The organism is Pseudoalteromonas sp. SANK 73390 (assembly GCF_054966645.1).
This window is the reverse complement of the sequence record NZ_ARPN01000106.1, coordinates 1-18048: the sequence shown is the minus strand read 5'-3', so window position 1 is coordinate 18048 and position 18048 is coordinate 1. Positions and strand designations below refer to the sequence as shown.

Here is an 18048-nt window from a genome sequence, read left to right as displayed (position 1 = left end):
AATCGCTCTTTTAAATATAGTTGGTACAAATTGCAGTAATTTCAATATGGCTTTGGTAAAATTTACCTTTATTGAGTTAACCAATAACAGGTATTAATGACACTTCCCATCGCAGCCATCCAATCCGAGTTTCTTGCCACTATAAGTAAAAACCATGTGGTTGTCAGCGCTGCTACGGGGTCGGGTAAATCCACCTGTTTACCATTGTGGGCTCGCGCGCAAGGGCGAGTACTGGTAATAGAGCCTCGTCGAATTGCTTGTACTTCTTTGGCTGAATACTTAGCGCAACAAGCAAACACTCAACTGGGTGAGCAAATTGGATATGCCATTCGTTTTGAACATCATTTTGATGAACACACACAAGTTGTTTTTGCCACCCCAGGGGTTGCACTTCGTTGGTACTTTGACAATCAACTGAGCGATTTCAATGTCGTTATGCTCGATGAGTTTCATGAACGACGCTGGGATATGGACTTGTTACTTGCACTACTTAAGCAACAAAACCTTCGACTCATTGTTACCTCCGCGACGTTAAATACCCAACCCTTGCTGCGTTATTTAAATGCCTGTGCGTTGTATTCAGAAGGTAAAATGTACCCTGTCAAAGAGCTATTTATGGCCGATGATAGCCGCACTACGCCCAGTAAACATAATTTGCCTGAACGCGTAAAAGCCGCTTGTGAACAAGCAATTACCAACACCAGCGGCGATATTTTAGTGTTCTTACCGGGAAAAGGAGAAATTCAGACGGTTGCGTCAGCATTAAACCAACTACCGGTATTAGTCGTGCGTTTATACGGTGGATGCAGTGCATCAGAGCAGCAACTAGCATTGAACGTACAAAACACCCAAAGGGTGATATTAGCAACCAATGTCGCAGAAACGTCTTTGACCATCCCTAACGTTAGCTGCGTGATTGATTCAGGGCTTGAACGGCGCACACACCTAAGAGGCGGTAAAACCGTTCTAAGTTTAGAGGCCATTGCTAAAGACTCTGCTAAGCAACGATTAGGCCGGGCTGGACGAACGCAACAGGGTATTTGCATTCGTTTATATGGTGAACATGCCCCCCTTATTGTAACAACCCCACCTGAAATTCATCGAGAAAGCCTCACTGAACTGGTACTAGCAGCGGGGTGTTCAAGTAATGGAGTTGATAGTTTAGAGTTTATTGAAGCACTACCAGAAACCTCAAAAACAGCAGCTCTAAGTAAGCTAATAAAAATTGCTGCCATAGATGAGCAACAACAAGCCACTGAACTGGGTAAAGCGCTCTATCCACTCCCAGTTGATGCCGAACTGGCCTATATAATTAACGCCATGCCCAGTAAATCGTTACAACAAGCGATGGTTGACGCAGTTGCAGTACTCAGTGTGCCTGCTCGCGTTTATCAGCTGCCCAGCAATACCGAGCGCAAAGAAGAGCTGAATAAACAACTTCCGAATCATTGCGACTTAGAGCTAGCAATTGCCTTGGTGCGTGAACAACTGAGTTGTGTTGATTTCGACCCTGATGCAATGCGAGAAGCCAAGTTATTTAGCGACCAACTGCGCCTTGCTTTTGACCTACCAGAGCGCAAACATGCCGCAAGCTATGATAGAACAATGCTAGTGCAAGCAATCGCAATAGCAAAACCCGACTGGGTATTTGTAAAGCGTAATAACCGCAGAGGCGCATTTGGTAATGGCGACAGTGAAGTGATCCCAGCAAAAGAAACTCGCATCAAAGACAATTGCGAAGCGATGTTGGTCATCGACACTTACGCATTAGCGGGCAAAGGCACAAAACAAGCCATGACACTTGCCACTGTCAATGCACCGATTCCCTTACAAATGGTGACACAACTTAATTTAGGACAACAGCAAATCTTAGGTGCTACTGTAGATGACGGCCAAATTATGGTGAGATGTGTACAAACTTTTGCCGGTCGCCACCTTAATGAACAGCTTATAAAAGCCAGTGGCAGTATTTTGATTGATGCTTGTGTAAACTTGATTTTAAGTGACAAATTACTCGCACCAGCAGGTGAGCAAATTATACAATCGCTTGCTCAGCATCAGCTGTATTATCAAGCTCACAACACGCCTTTTGCAGTAATCTCACCACCGCAGTATTTGCACCATAAACTCGAGGAGCTTGGACTGTGTGAACAAGACGATATTGCACTGATTGAACCACAAGACTTATTCTACCAACAACTTGAAACTTGGGAACTTGAGCCCTTTATTGAAAAGCACCCACTGCATGTAAAGCTCAACGATTTACTAATGCAAGTTGAATACTCATTTACCGCCAAACGCATTTTATTAAATTACGTCAGCGGTAATCGCAAGGAAGCCCCAAAAAAATGGGAGATTCCCGCTTGGCCTGGCTTTAAAATACGATACAAAAAAGCCAGTAAAGTAGTTGATGTAAAGTAACAATATCAAAACGTTCACCTGTTCTCATGAGTGTACTTCACTGCACGCTTCGCGCTAACAGAACACAATTAAGTTAATTTTTACGTTTTCGTGCTTTTTTTAATAAATGTATTCAAAAAAGGCACACCAACCGAACAGCCTAACTAATTTTTATTGCCAAGTTATTGCGTGTGATTGTATAATGCCCGCCCAATCGAATAGCAGCTTTTGCTGGCCTTTCATTTTTGTAATTAGCCTTATAAAGAATTTAATAGCAGTCTCCCACAGGGGGTTGCGTTTTTTCACGCGCGTATTTTACATCATGAAGCTTAATTAACTGCATTCAACGGTTGGCGTTTCCCGCGTAGCAGCTTCCTCGCGGCGAGTCACATCGTCATAGCCGAAACACACGAGATTTAAAAATTTTAACCGTTTCTGAGGAACAAATATGAGCACCACAGTACGTAACTTAAACCCAATTGCAGGCGCATTATCAGTCGCATTGGCAAGTTTTTCTGCAGCGTCAGTAATGGCAGCAGAGGCACAAGTTGAGAAATCAAAAATTGAAGCCATTACTGTAACGGCAACCAAACGCTCGCAAGTTATTTATGAAGTACCCATTGCTATGAGTGCATTCTCAGGTGATGACCTTGATTCACAAGGTATCTCAGACATTACTGATGTAGGTAAATTTGTTCCAAACCTAAACATTACAGGCTTTTCAGCTGGTCATAATTCTTCAGCTAACCCGTTCATTCGTGGTATAGGTCTTCAAGATCACTTGATCACCACAGACCCTGGCGTAAGTGTATATGTAGATGGTGTCTACCTTGGTCGCCAAGTAGGCCAAAACTGGAATCTAGCTAACATTGAACGTATTGAAGTATTACGTGGTCCACAAGGCACACTTTACGGTCGTAACTCAATTGGTGGCGCGATTAACATCATTACTAAGCAGCCAGATCAAGACGCGGTGACTAAAGTAAGTACTGAAGTAGGCACTCGTGGTCGTCTAAAAGGCAGTATTTTCACAAACCAAGCTGTTAGCGAAGACTTAGCCTTTAACTTTAATATGGGCTTTAACCGTCGTGGTGGGTTGGGTGAATTCGTAAATTTACCAAATGCAGAGTATGACGTAGGTGAAAACCAAGAGTTTCATGGTCGTGTTTCAATCAAATACAATGCCAGCGAAGATTTACGCCTTGTATTTACTGCTGATGCAAACGATGGTGAAGGCGGTACTCGCCCTTACACCACGTTGATTGACGAAATGCCAAACGGCCGTTTATATCAAAATGGCCTACGCAATACAGATACCACAATAGACCCATACGATAACGCTACTAGCACGATGGAAACGTCAACCGTTTCAAACAAAGCCAATGGTGTTTCATTCACTGCAGAGTACGATATTACTGCTGATTATGGGACTAAATTCATCTTCTCTAAACGCTCATCTGAGTACAAAGCAGGCCTTGATGATGACAGTACGGCAGCAGCGCTTGATCACTACCCTGAGCGTGGTAGGGCAGATCAAACCTCAGTTGAATTACAACTAACAGGCTATTTAGGCCGTGCTGATTTTGTCACCGGCGTTTACTGGTTTAATGAAGAAGGTAGCAACCGTCAGGATGCATCAGAAGCAAGCTTTGATGGTGGTCCAACCAAGCTAGAGCTTGACCAAGAAACCACAAGCCGCGCAGTATTTGTAAATGTAGGTTATGACGCCACTGATGACCTTCGTATCTCTGGTGGTGTACGTTACACAGAAGATGACAAATCAGCGTCTACCAATGTATTCGACCCTGTTGGTACTATTTACTCAAGCCGTGAGTGGGATGAAATTTCTTGGGAACTTGCCACCAACTACACCTTTGAGAGTGGCTTAAATTGGTATACTACCGTACAGACGGGTTATCAATCAGGTCAGTACCCTGCCCGCCCTTACTTTTTAATTGGTCAGTTCTTTGGTGCCGGTGGTTTTGATAAGCAAGAAGAAGCCGCTGCAGCGGTTCGTGCTAATAATGCCTTTTTGGCCAGCGACAACATCAGTGCAATCAACTATGAAACCGGCTTTAAGGGCCAGCTAACAGATGATTTCAGCATGAGCGTGGCGTTTTTCAATACCGAGTATGATGACTTACCTTATCAAGTTAACGTGGTAACTGACGCAGGTTTTGATACTAACAACTTGATTGTTGAGCAAACCTCGCGTGGTGTTGAGTTTGAAAGTACCTATTATGTAACGGACCGTTTCACTGTGCACTCAAGCTTTGGCTTTATGGATGTAGACGTGCAAGAACAAAATGGGGTTAAGCCAGTCGCACCGCTTACACCTGAGTGGACCGCATCAATCAGCCCCTCTTATGAATTTGAGTTAAGCAATGGCGCAGCGGTTACAGCACGCATGGATATTTCTTATCGTGATGGCATGTATGGTGAACCGAGTTCAGACCCACGCCGCATGACGCAAATTGATGACCGTACCACCACTAATTTTGATATCTCATATGCACCAGTGAATGCCAACTGGGATATCTCATTATATGGTCGTAATATATTTGATGAGCGCTATGATGATGCACGCATAAACACAGGCGACTACATTTTAGTTATCAAGAGCAACGACGCCAGCGAGTTTGGTGTACGCTACAAAGCGACATTCTAAATACTCGATTTATACCTGAAACTATGAATTGCCAGCATAATCGCTGGCAATTTGATTTTAGTAACTTCTCTTTGCAGCACGTCAACATCAGAGTGTGTTAAGTCGTTCTAATTTAGCTTGGATGACTTGAGCGGGATGGTAATGGTCACAGTGACTCCATGCGTTGGGTTGTTAACCAAACTAATACTGCCATTGTGTTGCTCAATCGCGTTTCTACAAAAGCTCAATCCAATTCCTTGCCCTTCCTGCTTTGTGGTAAACAAGGGCACGAATACATTCTCCTCATTTGCAAAACCATGCCCATCATCGATAACTTTAATAACCGTATTGTGATTATCTTCACTGAGCGCCAAGTTAACCGTATTTGCCCCCGCTTCTACTGCATTTTTGACGAGATTAATCAATACCTGCTCTAAAACAGACCTATCAGCCCAGATCCATACCGACTTCACGGTAACGCGCAACACACTATGCTCAAACAACCCTGAGACTTGCTGTGCCAGTTGTTTAGCTGAGACTTGCTCATAGTGTAGGTTCACTTCTTTAGTTAAAGAAGCATAGCGATTAATGAAGTTCTGTAGCGATATACAACGCTCTGAAATCAGTGCTAGGGCATCTTGGTCACGTTGGTTGGTTGCCCGTTCAGACAAGCTTTCTGCAATGCTAGAGACAGGTGTTAACGAGTTTCGGATCTCGTGCCCCATAACATTCACCATCTGTCGCCAAGCCTTGTCCTGACTATTGCGAATTGTCGACTCAATATTAGTAAATATGAGAAGCTGATAGGTTCTGCCTGCATCAATGAAGGTACTGTGACTGATCTGCCATTGCTGATTGATATGCTGTTTATCGATATTCAGTTGCCAAGTGTGATCTACTTTGCTCAAGCCTAAAAGTCTAGGCGAAGAATGACGATATCGCTGCCAAGGTTGACCATCATATAACAAACTAAATGCCCCATTGGCGTACGATAGCTGATCTTTTTGATTAAATACCATCACGGGTGTATCGAGCTGATCTATCAGTTGATAGACCAAAAAAGCATGTTGGTCATAACGCTGTTTTTTTACCGAGAGCTCCTCACTGAGCTCTCGCAAATGCTGATGGAACTTACCCACCACACCATAAGGGAAAGCAGGTTTGGCATATTGTTTATAGTCTTCTTGTTTTATCGATTCGATGTGTAACAGCGCGCGATGGAAACTTAAAAGAGTGCGCTTTCGAAAATACCCTATGGCAAATAAGTAGCCACATCCTATCACACATATCGCGACCAAAACCTGCCAAGTTAACCACTCAAAATACCACGCAAAAGCAAGTATTATCGCTGAAAAAAACAGCAAGAAAAGTGACAACCAAAACGTCATAAATGCTTCTAGCGTTTTATCTTTGAATGTCGTCATACTTATCTAAACGTCTGTATAGCGAAGACTTAGTCAACCCTAAAAGGTTCGCTGCCTGGGTAATATTATTACCACTGCTTGCCAGTGCTTGTTTAATTAACAGCCGCTCTGCTTGTTCCAACGTCATCATAGTAATGGCACCATCATCGGGCTGATGTTCCTCACCGACGGGTGTAAACATGGACAAATCTTCCGCACAGATTTGTGCTGACTGAGATAACAATACTGCCCGTTCCATTAAGTGGCTCAACTCACGAATGTTACCTGGCCAAGAGTAGTCACACAAAATGTGTTGCGCTTTGTCAGTCAATGTGATCGCTGGTCTTTGGTATTTGTGTGCATAGATTTGGATAAAGTGCTCTGCCAGCGGTACAATATCTAGCGTACGCTCTCGTAATGACGGTACTCTAAATTCAAGCGTATTCAAGCGATAGAACAAATCTTCGCGAAACTGTTCGTTACGAATTAGCTTTTTAAGATCGGCATTGGTTGCACTGATGATACGTGTGTTCATATGCTGTGTATGGCTTGACCCCAACACTTCATACTGTCCCGATTCGAGCACTCGCAGTAGTTTAGCTTGCTGAGAGAGCGGGATATTTGCTATTTCGTCTAAAAATAATGTGCCATGGTTAGCCAATTCAATACGGCCAATACGATTACTTTTCGCATCGGTAAACGCCCCCTTTTTGTGGCCAAACATTTCACTTTCAAACAAAGTCTCTGAAATAGCCCCCATATTAACCGAAATAAACGCCCCTGATTGATACTTTGACAAAGCATGAATTTTTTCAGCCAACTGACTTTTACCTGTACCATTTCCACCTGTCAGAAGCACATTCACATCCGTTGCAGCAATATTGGTGATTTGCTTCATCAACTGCAGCATACAAGGAGATCGCCACACATACCCTTGCTGCTGCTCAGGCTCTAAACGCTGCTGTAGCTTTTGATTTTGCTGCTGTAGATTTGAGAGGGTCAGTTGGTGCTTAATAATTTGCAACAAACGCTGGTTTTTCCAAGGCTTCTCAATAAAGTCTCCGGCACCAAGTTGCATTGCTTTTACAGCAAGTTCAACGTTAGACCATGCTGTCATGGCTACCACAGGAATATTATACTCTGATTGGGATAGCCAAGATAAAAACTCGATACCTTCCTCCCCTGAGGTAATATCCCGTGAGTAGTTCATGTCGAGTAATATCAAGTCAATGCGGTTGTGTTTTATCGCATCACGTGCCTGCTCTGGACTATTGGCCTCTAGCAGAGAATAACCATTGTCTTCCAACACAAAGCTAGTGCTTAGAAAAATGTCATGACGATCATCGACGATCAAAATACAAGGTTTACTCAAGACGTTCCTTTCTTGCTATTTGTTATTATTAACGCGGTATCTTTGAAAGCCTATAACTTTCCACTTTTGTGTGATTATGATACACAGGTGGATAAAAGGGTCAAGATAAATACAGGAGGAAGAAGCGGAACGAAAGTTAGCTTCAGACTCAATTATTAAAATACCCAGTTGATAAGAAGCATCATGACTGGTAATCGACATTTAATACCGCCACTATGTGGTATGATATTTATAGGATAAAGGTGCAAAGCCAAACCGCTTTACACCTTTATGTATTTGCGAAGGTTACTCTGCAGTAGTTAGTGCCTCTTCACTTTGCTCAACGGTACCCGTAACTTCTGACTCTTTATTCGTTGGCGTGGTTAAAATCTCTCCATCCAACAATTTGAACTGTTTTGTCGCTCTGTCTGCGTAACGAGATTCGTGCGTTACCATACAGATGGTCGTGCCATTTTGATTCAATTGCTCAAGTACATCCATAATTTGATCACCCGTATTAGAGTCAAGGTTTCCTGTCGCTTCATCAACAAACAGGATAGCAGGGTCTCCAACCAAAGCTCGGGCTATGGCAATACGCTGTTGCTGACCACCTGATAACTGGTTAGGTTTATGTTGTGCTCGGTGAGTCATGTTGACCATTTCTAAGCATTTATTCACGCGTTGTTCAATCTGCGAGGCGCTCATTGTTTCTTTGCGATAACGTAATGGGAGTGCGACGTTATCAAACGCTGATATTTGATCAATTAAGTTGAATGATTGAAAAATAAAGCCAATTTTACTATTTCTAATTTCCGCAGCTTCATCTAAAGACAAATTAGAAACATCGACCCCTTCTATCTTATATTCCCCACTTGTCGGCATATCTAACAAACCTAACAACGAAAGTAATGTCGACTTACCACAACCAGAAGGGCCTGATATTGATACATAATCCCCTTTATAGATGGTGAGGTTAACGTCTTTTAGTGCGTAAGTCTCCATGTCCTCTGTTTCGAACACTTTGGAGATATTTTTCATTTGAATTTTAATTTCACTCATATCGATTCCCCTGCTAATTTTTTCATATTCTTCATTGCGTTATAGCCACTTCTGTTGTTGTATTTTTCAGATTTGATAAATCCGAAATGATGAAGGCATCATTCAGCTGTGCGCCTGATACAACCTCAATGAAGCGACCAGCTTGTTGGCCTAATTCTAACGTACTAAGCTGTGCTGTTGAGCTGCCTGAATTCAGGCGGTATAGGTTTATTGTGCTATATGGTTTAACATTTGCTGGACGCTCAATGTAATACACTTGCTGTAATGTATCTGCGATAATCGACGCATCCACATTGAGCTGTGGACGAGCACTGACTGGCAAGTCATCTGGCAAAGCTATTTCTATCTCTACGGTATTGTCCTGTACGATAGGCTCAATACGAGAAACCGTACCTAAGATTTTATCTCGCCGGGTGTCAACAACCGCCTTTTGACCAACAACAACTTGCTGAACTTGGCTTTGTGAAACACGAACAAGTGCAATTAGATCAGTAACACTACCTATTAATGCAACTTCCTGACCTTGAATTAAGCTTTGCCCTAACTCCACAGATAGTCTTTGTAGTACGCCTGAAAACCCTGCTTTCACCTCAAGTGCGTCTAGGCGATTTTGTCTAATTTTTACCTGCCCTTGCTGTTGCTTGAGTCGTTCCAGTTGAATATTTACAGACTCTTGATGAACGAGTTTCAGTTGCTCAATACGCTGTTTAAATATTTCAATTCTCTTCGCTAGTTGATTTTCTTCCAATACTGACTCTTGATAAGCCAATTGAGATACAATGCCTAGCTTGATGAGTTTTTCTTCAGCTTTTCTATTTAGGGTTGCCGACTCATAACGTGCTGTTAATTCGGCAAGATTGGCAGTCTCATCGAGTATTTCACGTTGATTGTTTAATTTCAGTTGCCGTAAGTTAGCCATAACCTGCAACAACTCTTGTTGGGAATCTTCAACCTCCTGAATTAAATCAGGATTTTCTAACCTTACTATCACACTATCTGGTTCGACATGTGCGCCAGGTTTCAATACAATCTCTTTGACTGTGGCCGGCGTCAAGGCCGTCAGCAACTGCTGCTTATTAGAGCTCAACATGCCAAAGCCTTCCGTTATCACTTCTAGATCACCGAACTTAACTTGTTCAATCAGTACATCTTTACGTGATATTGACATCGTTCCAGCCGCCTTTAACGCCCACGCAACTAAAGCAATTGTGACAAGTAATACCACTGCTGCTAGTTGGTATTTACTTGCCAACCATTGTGTCTTGGGTTTCTTTTTCATTACATCCATTTAGCTTTACCTCTCATAATCCAAATAACTTCGTGACAACTATGCTTATTGACTATCACGAAGTGATTGAATAGGTAGCGCGTTAATGATAGAGCGTAGTGGCCAATAACAAGCAAACAATGTCATCAAAGCGACCAATACCAAAGTGATTGGATATAAGAGTACGACCTCAGGATTGATGTAACTGTTCAATGACTCTGAAAAGCCAACATACAGTCCCAATACCACTATCAAACTTATGATAATACCAATACTCACCGACCATGCGTTATCTTTAATCACCAAAGACACAATTTTACTTCTGCTGGCACCAATAGCTAGGCGAGTTCCTAACTCAAATTTACGCATTTGTATGGCATAGTTGAGGATGCCGTACAAGCCAATCGTCGCTAAGAGGAATGTGAGCACCGCAAGCACCGCACTCGAAATCGCTGTCATATATTGAGTAAATAAACGTTTGTTGACTTGAGCACCTAACGATTCCATCTCAAATAACTTAAATTGATTACTGACAGACTGTACTGCCTTAACAGCTTGCTCTCTTGACAAAGTTTGATTTTCTTTGAGCTTAATCATAAAGCGTGAAGAGGGTCTTGATGATAATTCATATGTACGCATAGGAATTTCAGTTTCCGTTGGCATCAATACACCTTTAACTACGCCATGAACGGTATAAACTGAATCACCAATGCTAACCTTAGTACCAATTGCACTGCCTTCAGGCGCAAGCTTGCGAGCATATACATCATTTACAATGAATAGTCTTCTGTCATCTCTTCTATCAGCTTCACTGAAATAGTCACCCTCAATCATCGGCTGGTTGATCATTTGAAAGTAGCGTTCATCGACAAACTTAAACTTAGTAATAAAGCGTTCATTCGTGCTTTCATTCTTTTGGGTAACACTTCCCCACAATAATGGAGACAAAGAATGCGAGATATCTTCGACCTGCGGCAGGTCCATCACTTTATTCTTCAAGTCTTCAATGAGCTGCTTTTTCTGTTCATCTGACAAATCATCTGAAAAGTTTATTTTCAGGTTAAACGTCGATATATTTTTAGTTTCAAAACCAAGGGGTTGATTGATCACTTTTATTGAGTCTCGTAGCAGCCCCATGTTCACAAACACCAGTATGGTTACGATTGCTACTTGAGAAATAATAAGTACACGTCTCACCTTCTCTGACACTTGCACACCGGTCCCTTTACCACTTGCTTGAAGCGTAGCGTTGAGCGCTCGGTAGTTGATCATCTTAGCACTTAAGCGCGCAAAAAATAGACCGAGCAATAAGGCAATGACAACAGCCGCAGCGAGCGTTACACCATTCATAGCGACTTCATCGACACGAGGAAGACGCTCTGCGAGATATTGTTGTAATCCCCAGAAGCTAAGGTTGGCAATAACAAGTGCAACCACCACCGACATAGAAACAACTATGCCAGATTCTGCAAATAAGCTTTTAAATAAGTCTTTTTTACGGGCACCCACTGCGGCTTGAATCGCTAATTGACGACTTTGCTCAGCCGTTCTAGACATAAAGAGATTGGTAATATTGGCACAAGCAATCAACACTAATCCAATGACCCCAATAAACAACAATAGAACGGTGTCACCACTGTCTCCTAAGATAACGCTCTTAACTGACTTTAGCTCAGTTATTAAAGCCCAGCCTTTGAAAGACTCGCGATCATAGGTATTTTCAACCCATTTGTCGCTGACCAGCTTGGTTAATGACTGCTCAACTTGTGTATTACTAAGTGTACTATCAAGCTTTCCGACAAAGCGGAATTGTTCACTAAACCCACCCCACGCATTTCTTCTAGATTCATCTGCACTAAACGCATTAAAATCCCAAGGTAAAAAGACATCAGTTTTTGCACCAATACCACCCAATTGAGGCTCCACAAAAGATTTAGCCAGTACCCCAACAATACGAAAGTTCGTGTCACCAATTGTGATTGACTGTTCTAATATGCTGTTGTCCGCGTTGTACTCATTTTGCCAAGCATTGTAACTAAGAATGGCTACGGGGTTGTGTGTGTCTTTGGCTTCCGTTTGTTCAAACCGTCTTCCTACCGCCATTTGGCTATCAAACAACTCAAACCAACTAGCCGTCACAAATGTTGTTCTCACTGAAGGTTGTGTGGGCAATGAGCCGATAACAGCATTCTCAAAACTGACCATTGCAGCTTTGCTAAATGCAGTTTGGTTTTCGTAAAGATGAATTAAACTTGGCAAGTTATAATCAGGCGTTGGATATTGCTCGCCTTTTTCATTTACAGTATAGGCGTTGAGCTGATAAAGCTTATTCTGCTCTGGATACGGTAACGGTTTGCCTAACATCACATAAGCTAGCGTCAAAATACACAATAGCGCACCTAAGGTTATCCCTAATGTAGTCATTATTGTTATAGAGAAGCCTTTTTTGGCACTTAACCCTGCCCAGGCCTGTTTTATCAGATACATGCTATGGTTCATCCTTTGCTTCCTGTTTTATACGATGAGACTTTAAGAAGTCCTGAATCAATTTACCAAAAGTAGAACCAAAGATAGCTAATTACATGCCACTTTTTCTCTTTAATCAAAACCCCTTGATATACCAACTTCGTTCACGACGGAAAAAAACAAAAAAACAATCAATACAAGAGCTTAATATAAATCACGTTAGTATCATAAGTCAGCGTTCATGTTAACTTTGTTGGAAGTCCTCCCCTTTGATGTTTAATCTAACACCCTACCGACCGATATCGGACGCTGAGAGGATCGATATCGGACGCATAGCCTTTTTTTATCACGGTGGTCGATTGAAAAAAGTGGTATTACTGTTTGAAAATTTCGCACGCTCCCACAGGTATATGGGGAATCCATGGGCTTGAACACTTTTATGCATGGAAGGTGTGTTTTTGGCACACAATTTGCGATTTAAAATTGAGTAATAGCGATTTTTCATATCGCAATGACTTCAATAACAATAATTAGATCTAGGGTTACGATATGAGTGTGCAACTTATTGAAATGGATAAACAGATACTTGGCAACACAAAGCTAGTTATCTGGGATTTAGACGACACTTTTTGGAAAGGTACATTAACAGAAGGAGAGATCCACTACTCTACAGAAAACCATGAAGTTGTCATAGCTCTTGCAAAACAAGGAATTATTAGCTCTATATCAAGTAATAACAACTATGATGACGTCGTTGAGGTTTTAGAAGCTCATGGCGTTTTGCCCTATTTTGTATTCCCTAAAGTAAACTGGGGAGATAAATCAGAGCACATTACTGAAGTATTGCATGACGCTCATCTTAGAGCACAGAACACAATCTTCCTCGACGATAAAGCACGGATCAGAGGAGGTGTGCTTGCGCAGCACCCTGAGCTATTAACCGTGACAACTGCAGAAGAATTCATAAAATCCTTTCATCTATGGCACAAATCAAGGCCAGCTGCGGATCCTGATTTGACAAGACTAAAGCGGTATCAGCTGCTACAAAAGAAAGCTGTCGCAAAATCAGAGTTTTCAAAGACTACCTCTGATTCTCACGGATTTCTAAAAAGGTGTAATATCAAATGTATAGTCGACAAGATTACAGAGGCAGAAATTCCGAGAGTTGTTGAACTTGCTCTGCGTTCTAACCAAATAAATTTCACACAAAAACGAGATACAGAACAAGCAATACGAGAGCTTGTCGCTGATAGCAACTTTGAATGCAGGTATATTAGAGTGTGCGATAAATTCGGTGATTATGGAATTGCTGGATTTTATGCGCTTAACCTAGCTCAAAACACACTCCATCATTTTGTTTTTTCATGCCGAGTTTTACGCATGGGTGTAGAGGTTGCGGTTTATCATTTTCTAAAAAAACCTGCAGTTTTGTTCGCGCCTAATAAAGCACAGGAGTTTGCTGAAATATATGAAGAGTACGTTCAGCCAGATTGGGTCACTTTTACTTTACCAGCGGATAAAGTTGACGTCCCAAAACCGGCCTTTAAAAAAGAGCGCTCTGGAACTATCGCTTTTATGGGCCCTTGTGAATTAGAAACTTTAGGGTATGGACTCGGCTTTTTGTTAAGCGACAAGCTAGATTTCAAATACTATGTCCAGCACGTAAATGATAAAGGTCATCTAGTCACACCATTTGGTTATGCAAGCATACTAGAGTTAGCCAGACAGACCGCACTACTGAATAAATATGGTAACGTATTGGAGCAACTACCATGGATTGATTCATCTTTATTCGATATGTCTATTTTTGAACAAGAAAACACCGCGGTTATACTTTCATCAGTTCGCAATGCTCAGTGCGCCAACTACCTTCATAAGAGCGGTGAATTCAATGTACCTTTGGACTACTTTTTATTTGGGTGTATGGATTTTTCTCTTTCCCAAAATAAAGCAAAATTAAACGACTTTATAAAACGCTATCACTTAGCGAAAGACTTTGACACGTCGTCATTTATAAAAGAATTTAGTTTTAACGGAACGTTGAGCGAACAGGAGTACACCAACAACTTGCAACAGTTAGCCGCTAATATGCCTGAAAGCTCAAAACTTGTCGTTCTGAACGTTCCAGAAATACCACTGGCACTGTTTGAAGACGTAGAAAACTCGCTTCGCCCTGTGATTGAACAATGGCAGCTTCATCATCGTCATATCAACGCCGCTATTCAAACGGCAGCGATGAAAATGCCAAATAAAATTATACAACTTGATATCAATGCTCATATTAAAAGTGATGACGACTTCACTGGGAAAAGGCCAGAAAAATCTGACGTTCAGGTAGGTGAGTTATCAAATGCAATGAACCGTTATTATCATTACGAACGACATGTCCACATTGGCTTAGGTCTTGAGCTTATCGATCATCTAATTGACTGGAAAATGCTTGCTCTAACACCTAAAGATAAGGAGAGTTTGGCAAATGTGGCTAAATCTTTAACGCCAGATGATGTACGTCAAGTAAAAGAGATAACCGTATAAATATACCTGATAATCAGGGCCATATTGGCAATCCCCTGACGAAGGAAACACTAGGAATCAACAAGGAATTAAAAATATGAATAATATCGAACGTGTACTCACATTTCCTACATCCTTGCTAAATCAATATATCAAAGATGCCTATCCGACTTGTGGTAAAGTATTTGAATCTGAATTTGTTGCTTTGCATCCTTGGAACAAGGGCATCGTTGAATTGAACACAGCCCAAGCCGAATGGATCGAAACAGCTAGAAAAGATAGCACTATCAGCATCCCTTCTGATTTAGCGGCTAAGCTACCACCTTCATTTTTAGATACGTCTGTAAATGTTGATGGTATTCTCGATAGGGCTGCGACCAACTTTCGCTCTATTCAGCATTATTCTGAGTTACAAGAGTTTCTTAACAAAGCAGCCGTAAAACGTCCAAAAACTGTAGTTGAAATTGGCACAGCTAGGGGCGGCGTTTTCTTCGCTCTTTGCCAAGTAGCCGATTCTGACGCAACAGTGGTCAGTATCGATATAGGCTCTGGAGCACCTTTCGGTGGCGGACAAACGGATGCAGAGTGTGATTTGTTTCGCCAATTTGGTTGGGGACAACAAGAAGTATCTTTCATTCGAGGATCTTCTTATGCAATGAGTAGTGTGTACGAACTTGAGAAAATTCTTGGTGATAAGAAGATTGACCTGCTCTTTATTGACGGCAACCACAACTACGGCGCTGTAAAGAGCGACTTTGAAATGTACCGCCATTTACAAGCAGAAGATGGATGGACTGTTTTTCATGATATTATGGTAAAACCTGAAACCCATGGTATTGGAATGGATGTTGGTATTTTCTGGGAGCAACTAAAAGATCAATATGCAGTTGAAGAGATCATTAGTGAAACAGGTGCGCGCTCAAAACAGCAAGCCAATGAACGTTTTGCTCAGTTAAGCAACGAATATCCACACTTGCTGCAAGCCATTAAGGAATCTGAGCTTAACATGGACGAAGTACTAGCCATTGGTATGGAGTCTGAATTTGTCAATCATTCAATCTCATTACCAGAACTAAAAACGTTATTTAACTCAGCAGCTAACGTCCCTTCTTCATTACAAGTCGCATGGGGTATTGGTATCATTCCCTAACAATAAAAAAGCTTGAGATAGCCCTTTAAAGTACTGTGATGTGGCTATCAATTAAATTAGCTGTCTATGTAGCAGCCCCAAGCCAAACGGTTCTGGTTTCATCTAGATTATTTAGATAAATGGACCAAGATACCAACCGCCAGCTTACCAATGAGCACATTATACTAATGCGCTCATTAACGAAGAGTCATGAACCGAGCAAGTAGCTCTGCATTGCATGGGTCGATTTGTGGCTAACAATACCTCTTAAACTCATAGCCATACCTATCAAAGTCTGTCTAGTGGTACTGGCTAAATCTTTAATATGAGGTGCCTGATCGAGCAAGTTCGCCACTTCAATCTCAAGTAAAGCAGCCAATGTTGGCTTCGTAATGTTAATTGGCTTATTTCCTTCAATCATATTAACCGTGAAGCTCGTATCAACATTAAAACGAGTCGCGGCTTTGAGAAAGCTTTTCCTATCACAAACCGAAAACAAAAAAGCTAGATTTTCTGATTCTTCACCTACTAATTGCTTAAGTTTGTCACGCTCACTATATTGTAAAGATTGCCTCTCAAAATCCTCTGTACCATAGATACTATGGAAGAGCCCAGCATTACACACTGCATCTGAATTTCCCCACGCATGTAGCAATGAAGAAACGCCAGTTAAATGTTCATGAAAGCTTACTTTAGTATGCGCTACGGCATCGAGATGTAAGCTTTGCAAAAATGCCAACACATCTGCCCTAATAGTAATTTCTGACGCTTTTGTGGCAAATTGACTTTGCATAAAATTCTCCATTATTAATTATTTTTGTTTTTTGTGATAACGATTATGCGTGGCAAGGTATTGATTCCTACAACTTGCCACGAGAAACAATATTTCAGTCATTCTCTAACATGATGTGATTCAAAATAGAGAAGTGATCAGACTCTACGCTGGTACATTTTACAGGTCTAGTCAGCAACTCATTCCAACGATAGTCTTCAGCACTTTCGATACTATTTAATGTTGCTGTGGCTTGATATAAGCGTACATTTAAATCTGCTATCAGCGCCTGCGGTTTATATTGCAAATAACACCTTAAATTTGCTTGGTAAACAGAATAAAATAGATTGAACTGTTGAGAGGTAATATCAACCCCCTGTTGATTAAACAGCGCACAAACGTAGTCTCCAACACTATCTTCTGGTACTTGCTCTAACCCTTGTGCATTGAAGTTTAAAGTCGCACCAAATTGTTGAGCTAAGTAACCACAGACTTCATACAACTCCTCCGTAGCACTGAGCATTTTTGAGAAAAACTTTTGCTTAAATAATGATGGAGCTAAAGCATCTACAAGTATCAACTCCAGTACTGATTCACCTCTTTGCAAAAGTATGTTGGCCATTTCGAACGCAACAGCACCTCCATATGAATGACCTAACAAACGGTAAGGGCCTTGTGGTTGTATGGCTTTTAAAGCATTAATATTGGCAATTGCAGTATCTTCTACACTTTCGATAGGCGCTTTACGACCATCTATGCCTACAGCCTGTAAGCCATAAACCGCATAACTCCCCTGCAATGATTGCGCTAATAACTGAAATGACAGTACATTTCCGCCTGCACCGGGAACCATGAACATATTTTGTTGTTCACCACTTACTTGTAAAGGTACGGAGATCTCAAAACCAAGCTCATGATCATTTTCTAGTAACTGAGCGAGCATCAAAATATTTGGTGATTTAAATAGCTCAGCCAAAGGTAATGTTTGTCCAAAGTGCTTGCTGATCTTCGCCATGAGCCTAACTGCAAGCAGTGAGTGG

11 protein-coding genes are annotated in these 18048 nt (G+C 41.6%); 4 read left to right on the top strand and 7 right to left on the bottom strand.

The window, feature by feature from the left end; genetic code table 11:
• Window positions 1-96: 96 nt before the first annotated feature.
• Both SANK73390_RS13100 and SANK73390_RS13095 read left to right on the top strand, forming a co-directional pair.
• The gene (locus tag SANK73390_RS13100; RefSeq protein WP_462766438.1) at window positions 97-2421 is read left to right on the top strand and encodes a DEAD/DEAH box helicase; all 2325 of its coding nucleotides are present in this window, start codon (window positions 97-99) and stop codon (window positions 2419-2421) included.
• A 427-nt stretch (window positions 2422-2848) separates the two neighbouring features.
• On the top strand, window positions 2849-5068 hold the full coding sequence (locus SANK73390_RS13095; protein WP_462766437.1) for a TonB-dependent receptor: 2220 nt from the start codon (window positions 2849-2851) through the stop codon (window positions 5066-5068).
• A 107-nt stretch (window positions 5069-5175) separates the two neighbouring features.
• Here the strand turns inward: SANK73390_RS13095 and SANK73390_RS13090 are convergent, their stop codons facing one another.
• The 5 genes from SANK73390_RS13090 to SANK73390_RS13070 all read right to left on the bottom strand — a co-directional run bounded on the left by SANK73390_RS13090 (window position 5176) and on the right by SANK73390_RS13070 (window position 12614).
• Window positions 5176-6471, bottom strand: coding sequence for a sensor histidine kinase (locus SANK73390_RS13090; protein WP_462766436.1), 1296 nt, complete (start codon window positions 6469-6471; stop codon window positions 5176-5178).
• Window positions 6452-7822: a sigma-54-dependent transcriptional regulator gene (locus SANK73390_RS13085; protein WP_462766434.1), complete on the bottom strand. Its 1371-nt coding sequence runs from the start codon at window positions 7820-7822 to the stop codon at window positions 6452-6454. Before SANK73390_RS13085 ends, SANK73390_RS13090 begins: the two co-directional genes overlap by 20 nt.
• Window positions 7823-8107: 285 nt before the next feature.
• Window positions 8108-8860 carry an ABC transporter ATP-binding protein gene (locus tag SANK73390_RS13080; protein WP_462766433.1) on the bottom strand — a complete coding sequence of 251 codons (753 nt, stop codon included), beginning with the start codon at window positions 8858-8860 and terminating at the stop codon, window positions 8108-8110.
• Window positions 8861-8891: 31 nt separating this feature from the next.
• Window positions 8892-10148, bottom strand: a complete 1257-nt coding sequence (locus tag SANK73390_RS13075) for an HlyD family secretion protein (protein ID WP_462766432.1) — start codon at window positions 10146-10148, stop codon at window positions 8892-8894.
• A 45-nt stretch (window positions 10149-10193) separates the two neighbouring features.
• A complete protein-coding gene (locus SANK73390_RS13070) occupies window positions 10194-12614 on the bottom strand; it encodes an ABC transporter permease (protein ID WP_462766430.1) in 2421 nt (806 codons plus the stop codon).
• Window positions 12615-13142: 528 nt separating this feature from the next.
• Here SANK73390_RS13070 and SANK73390_RS13065 point away from each other — a divergent pair.
• Both SANK73390_RS13065 and SANK73390_RS13060 read left to right on the top strand, forming a co-directional pair.
• Complete coding sequence (locus SANK73390_RS13065; RefSeq protein WP_462766428.1) at window positions 13143-15128, top strand: hypothetical protein; 1986 nt, start codon at window positions 13143-13145, stop codon at window positions 15126-15128.
• Window positions 15129-15204: 76 nt separating this feature from the next.
• The gene (locus tag SANK73390_RS13060; protein ID WP_462766427.1) at window positions 15205-16257 is read left to right on the top strand and encodes a class I SAM-dependent methyltransferase; all 1053 of its coding nucleotides are present in this window, start codon (window positions 15205-15207) and stop codon (window positions 16255-16257) included.
• 187 nt (window positions 16258-16444) lie between these two features.
• Here SANK73390_RS13060 and SANK73390_RS13055 read toward each other — a convergent pair whose 3' ends face one another.
• Window positions 16445-17029, bottom strand: coding sequence for a DUF6817 domain-containing protein (locus SANK73390_RS13055; RefSeq protein ID WP_462766426.1), 585 nt, complete (start codon window positions 17027-17029; stop codon window positions 16445-16447).
• Between the two features lie 94 nt (window positions 17030-17123).
• A partial coding sequence (locus SANK73390_RS13050) for a thioesterase domain-containing protein (RefSeq protein WP_462766425.1) occupies window positions 17124-18048 on the bottom strand: 925 nt, incomplete at its 5' end.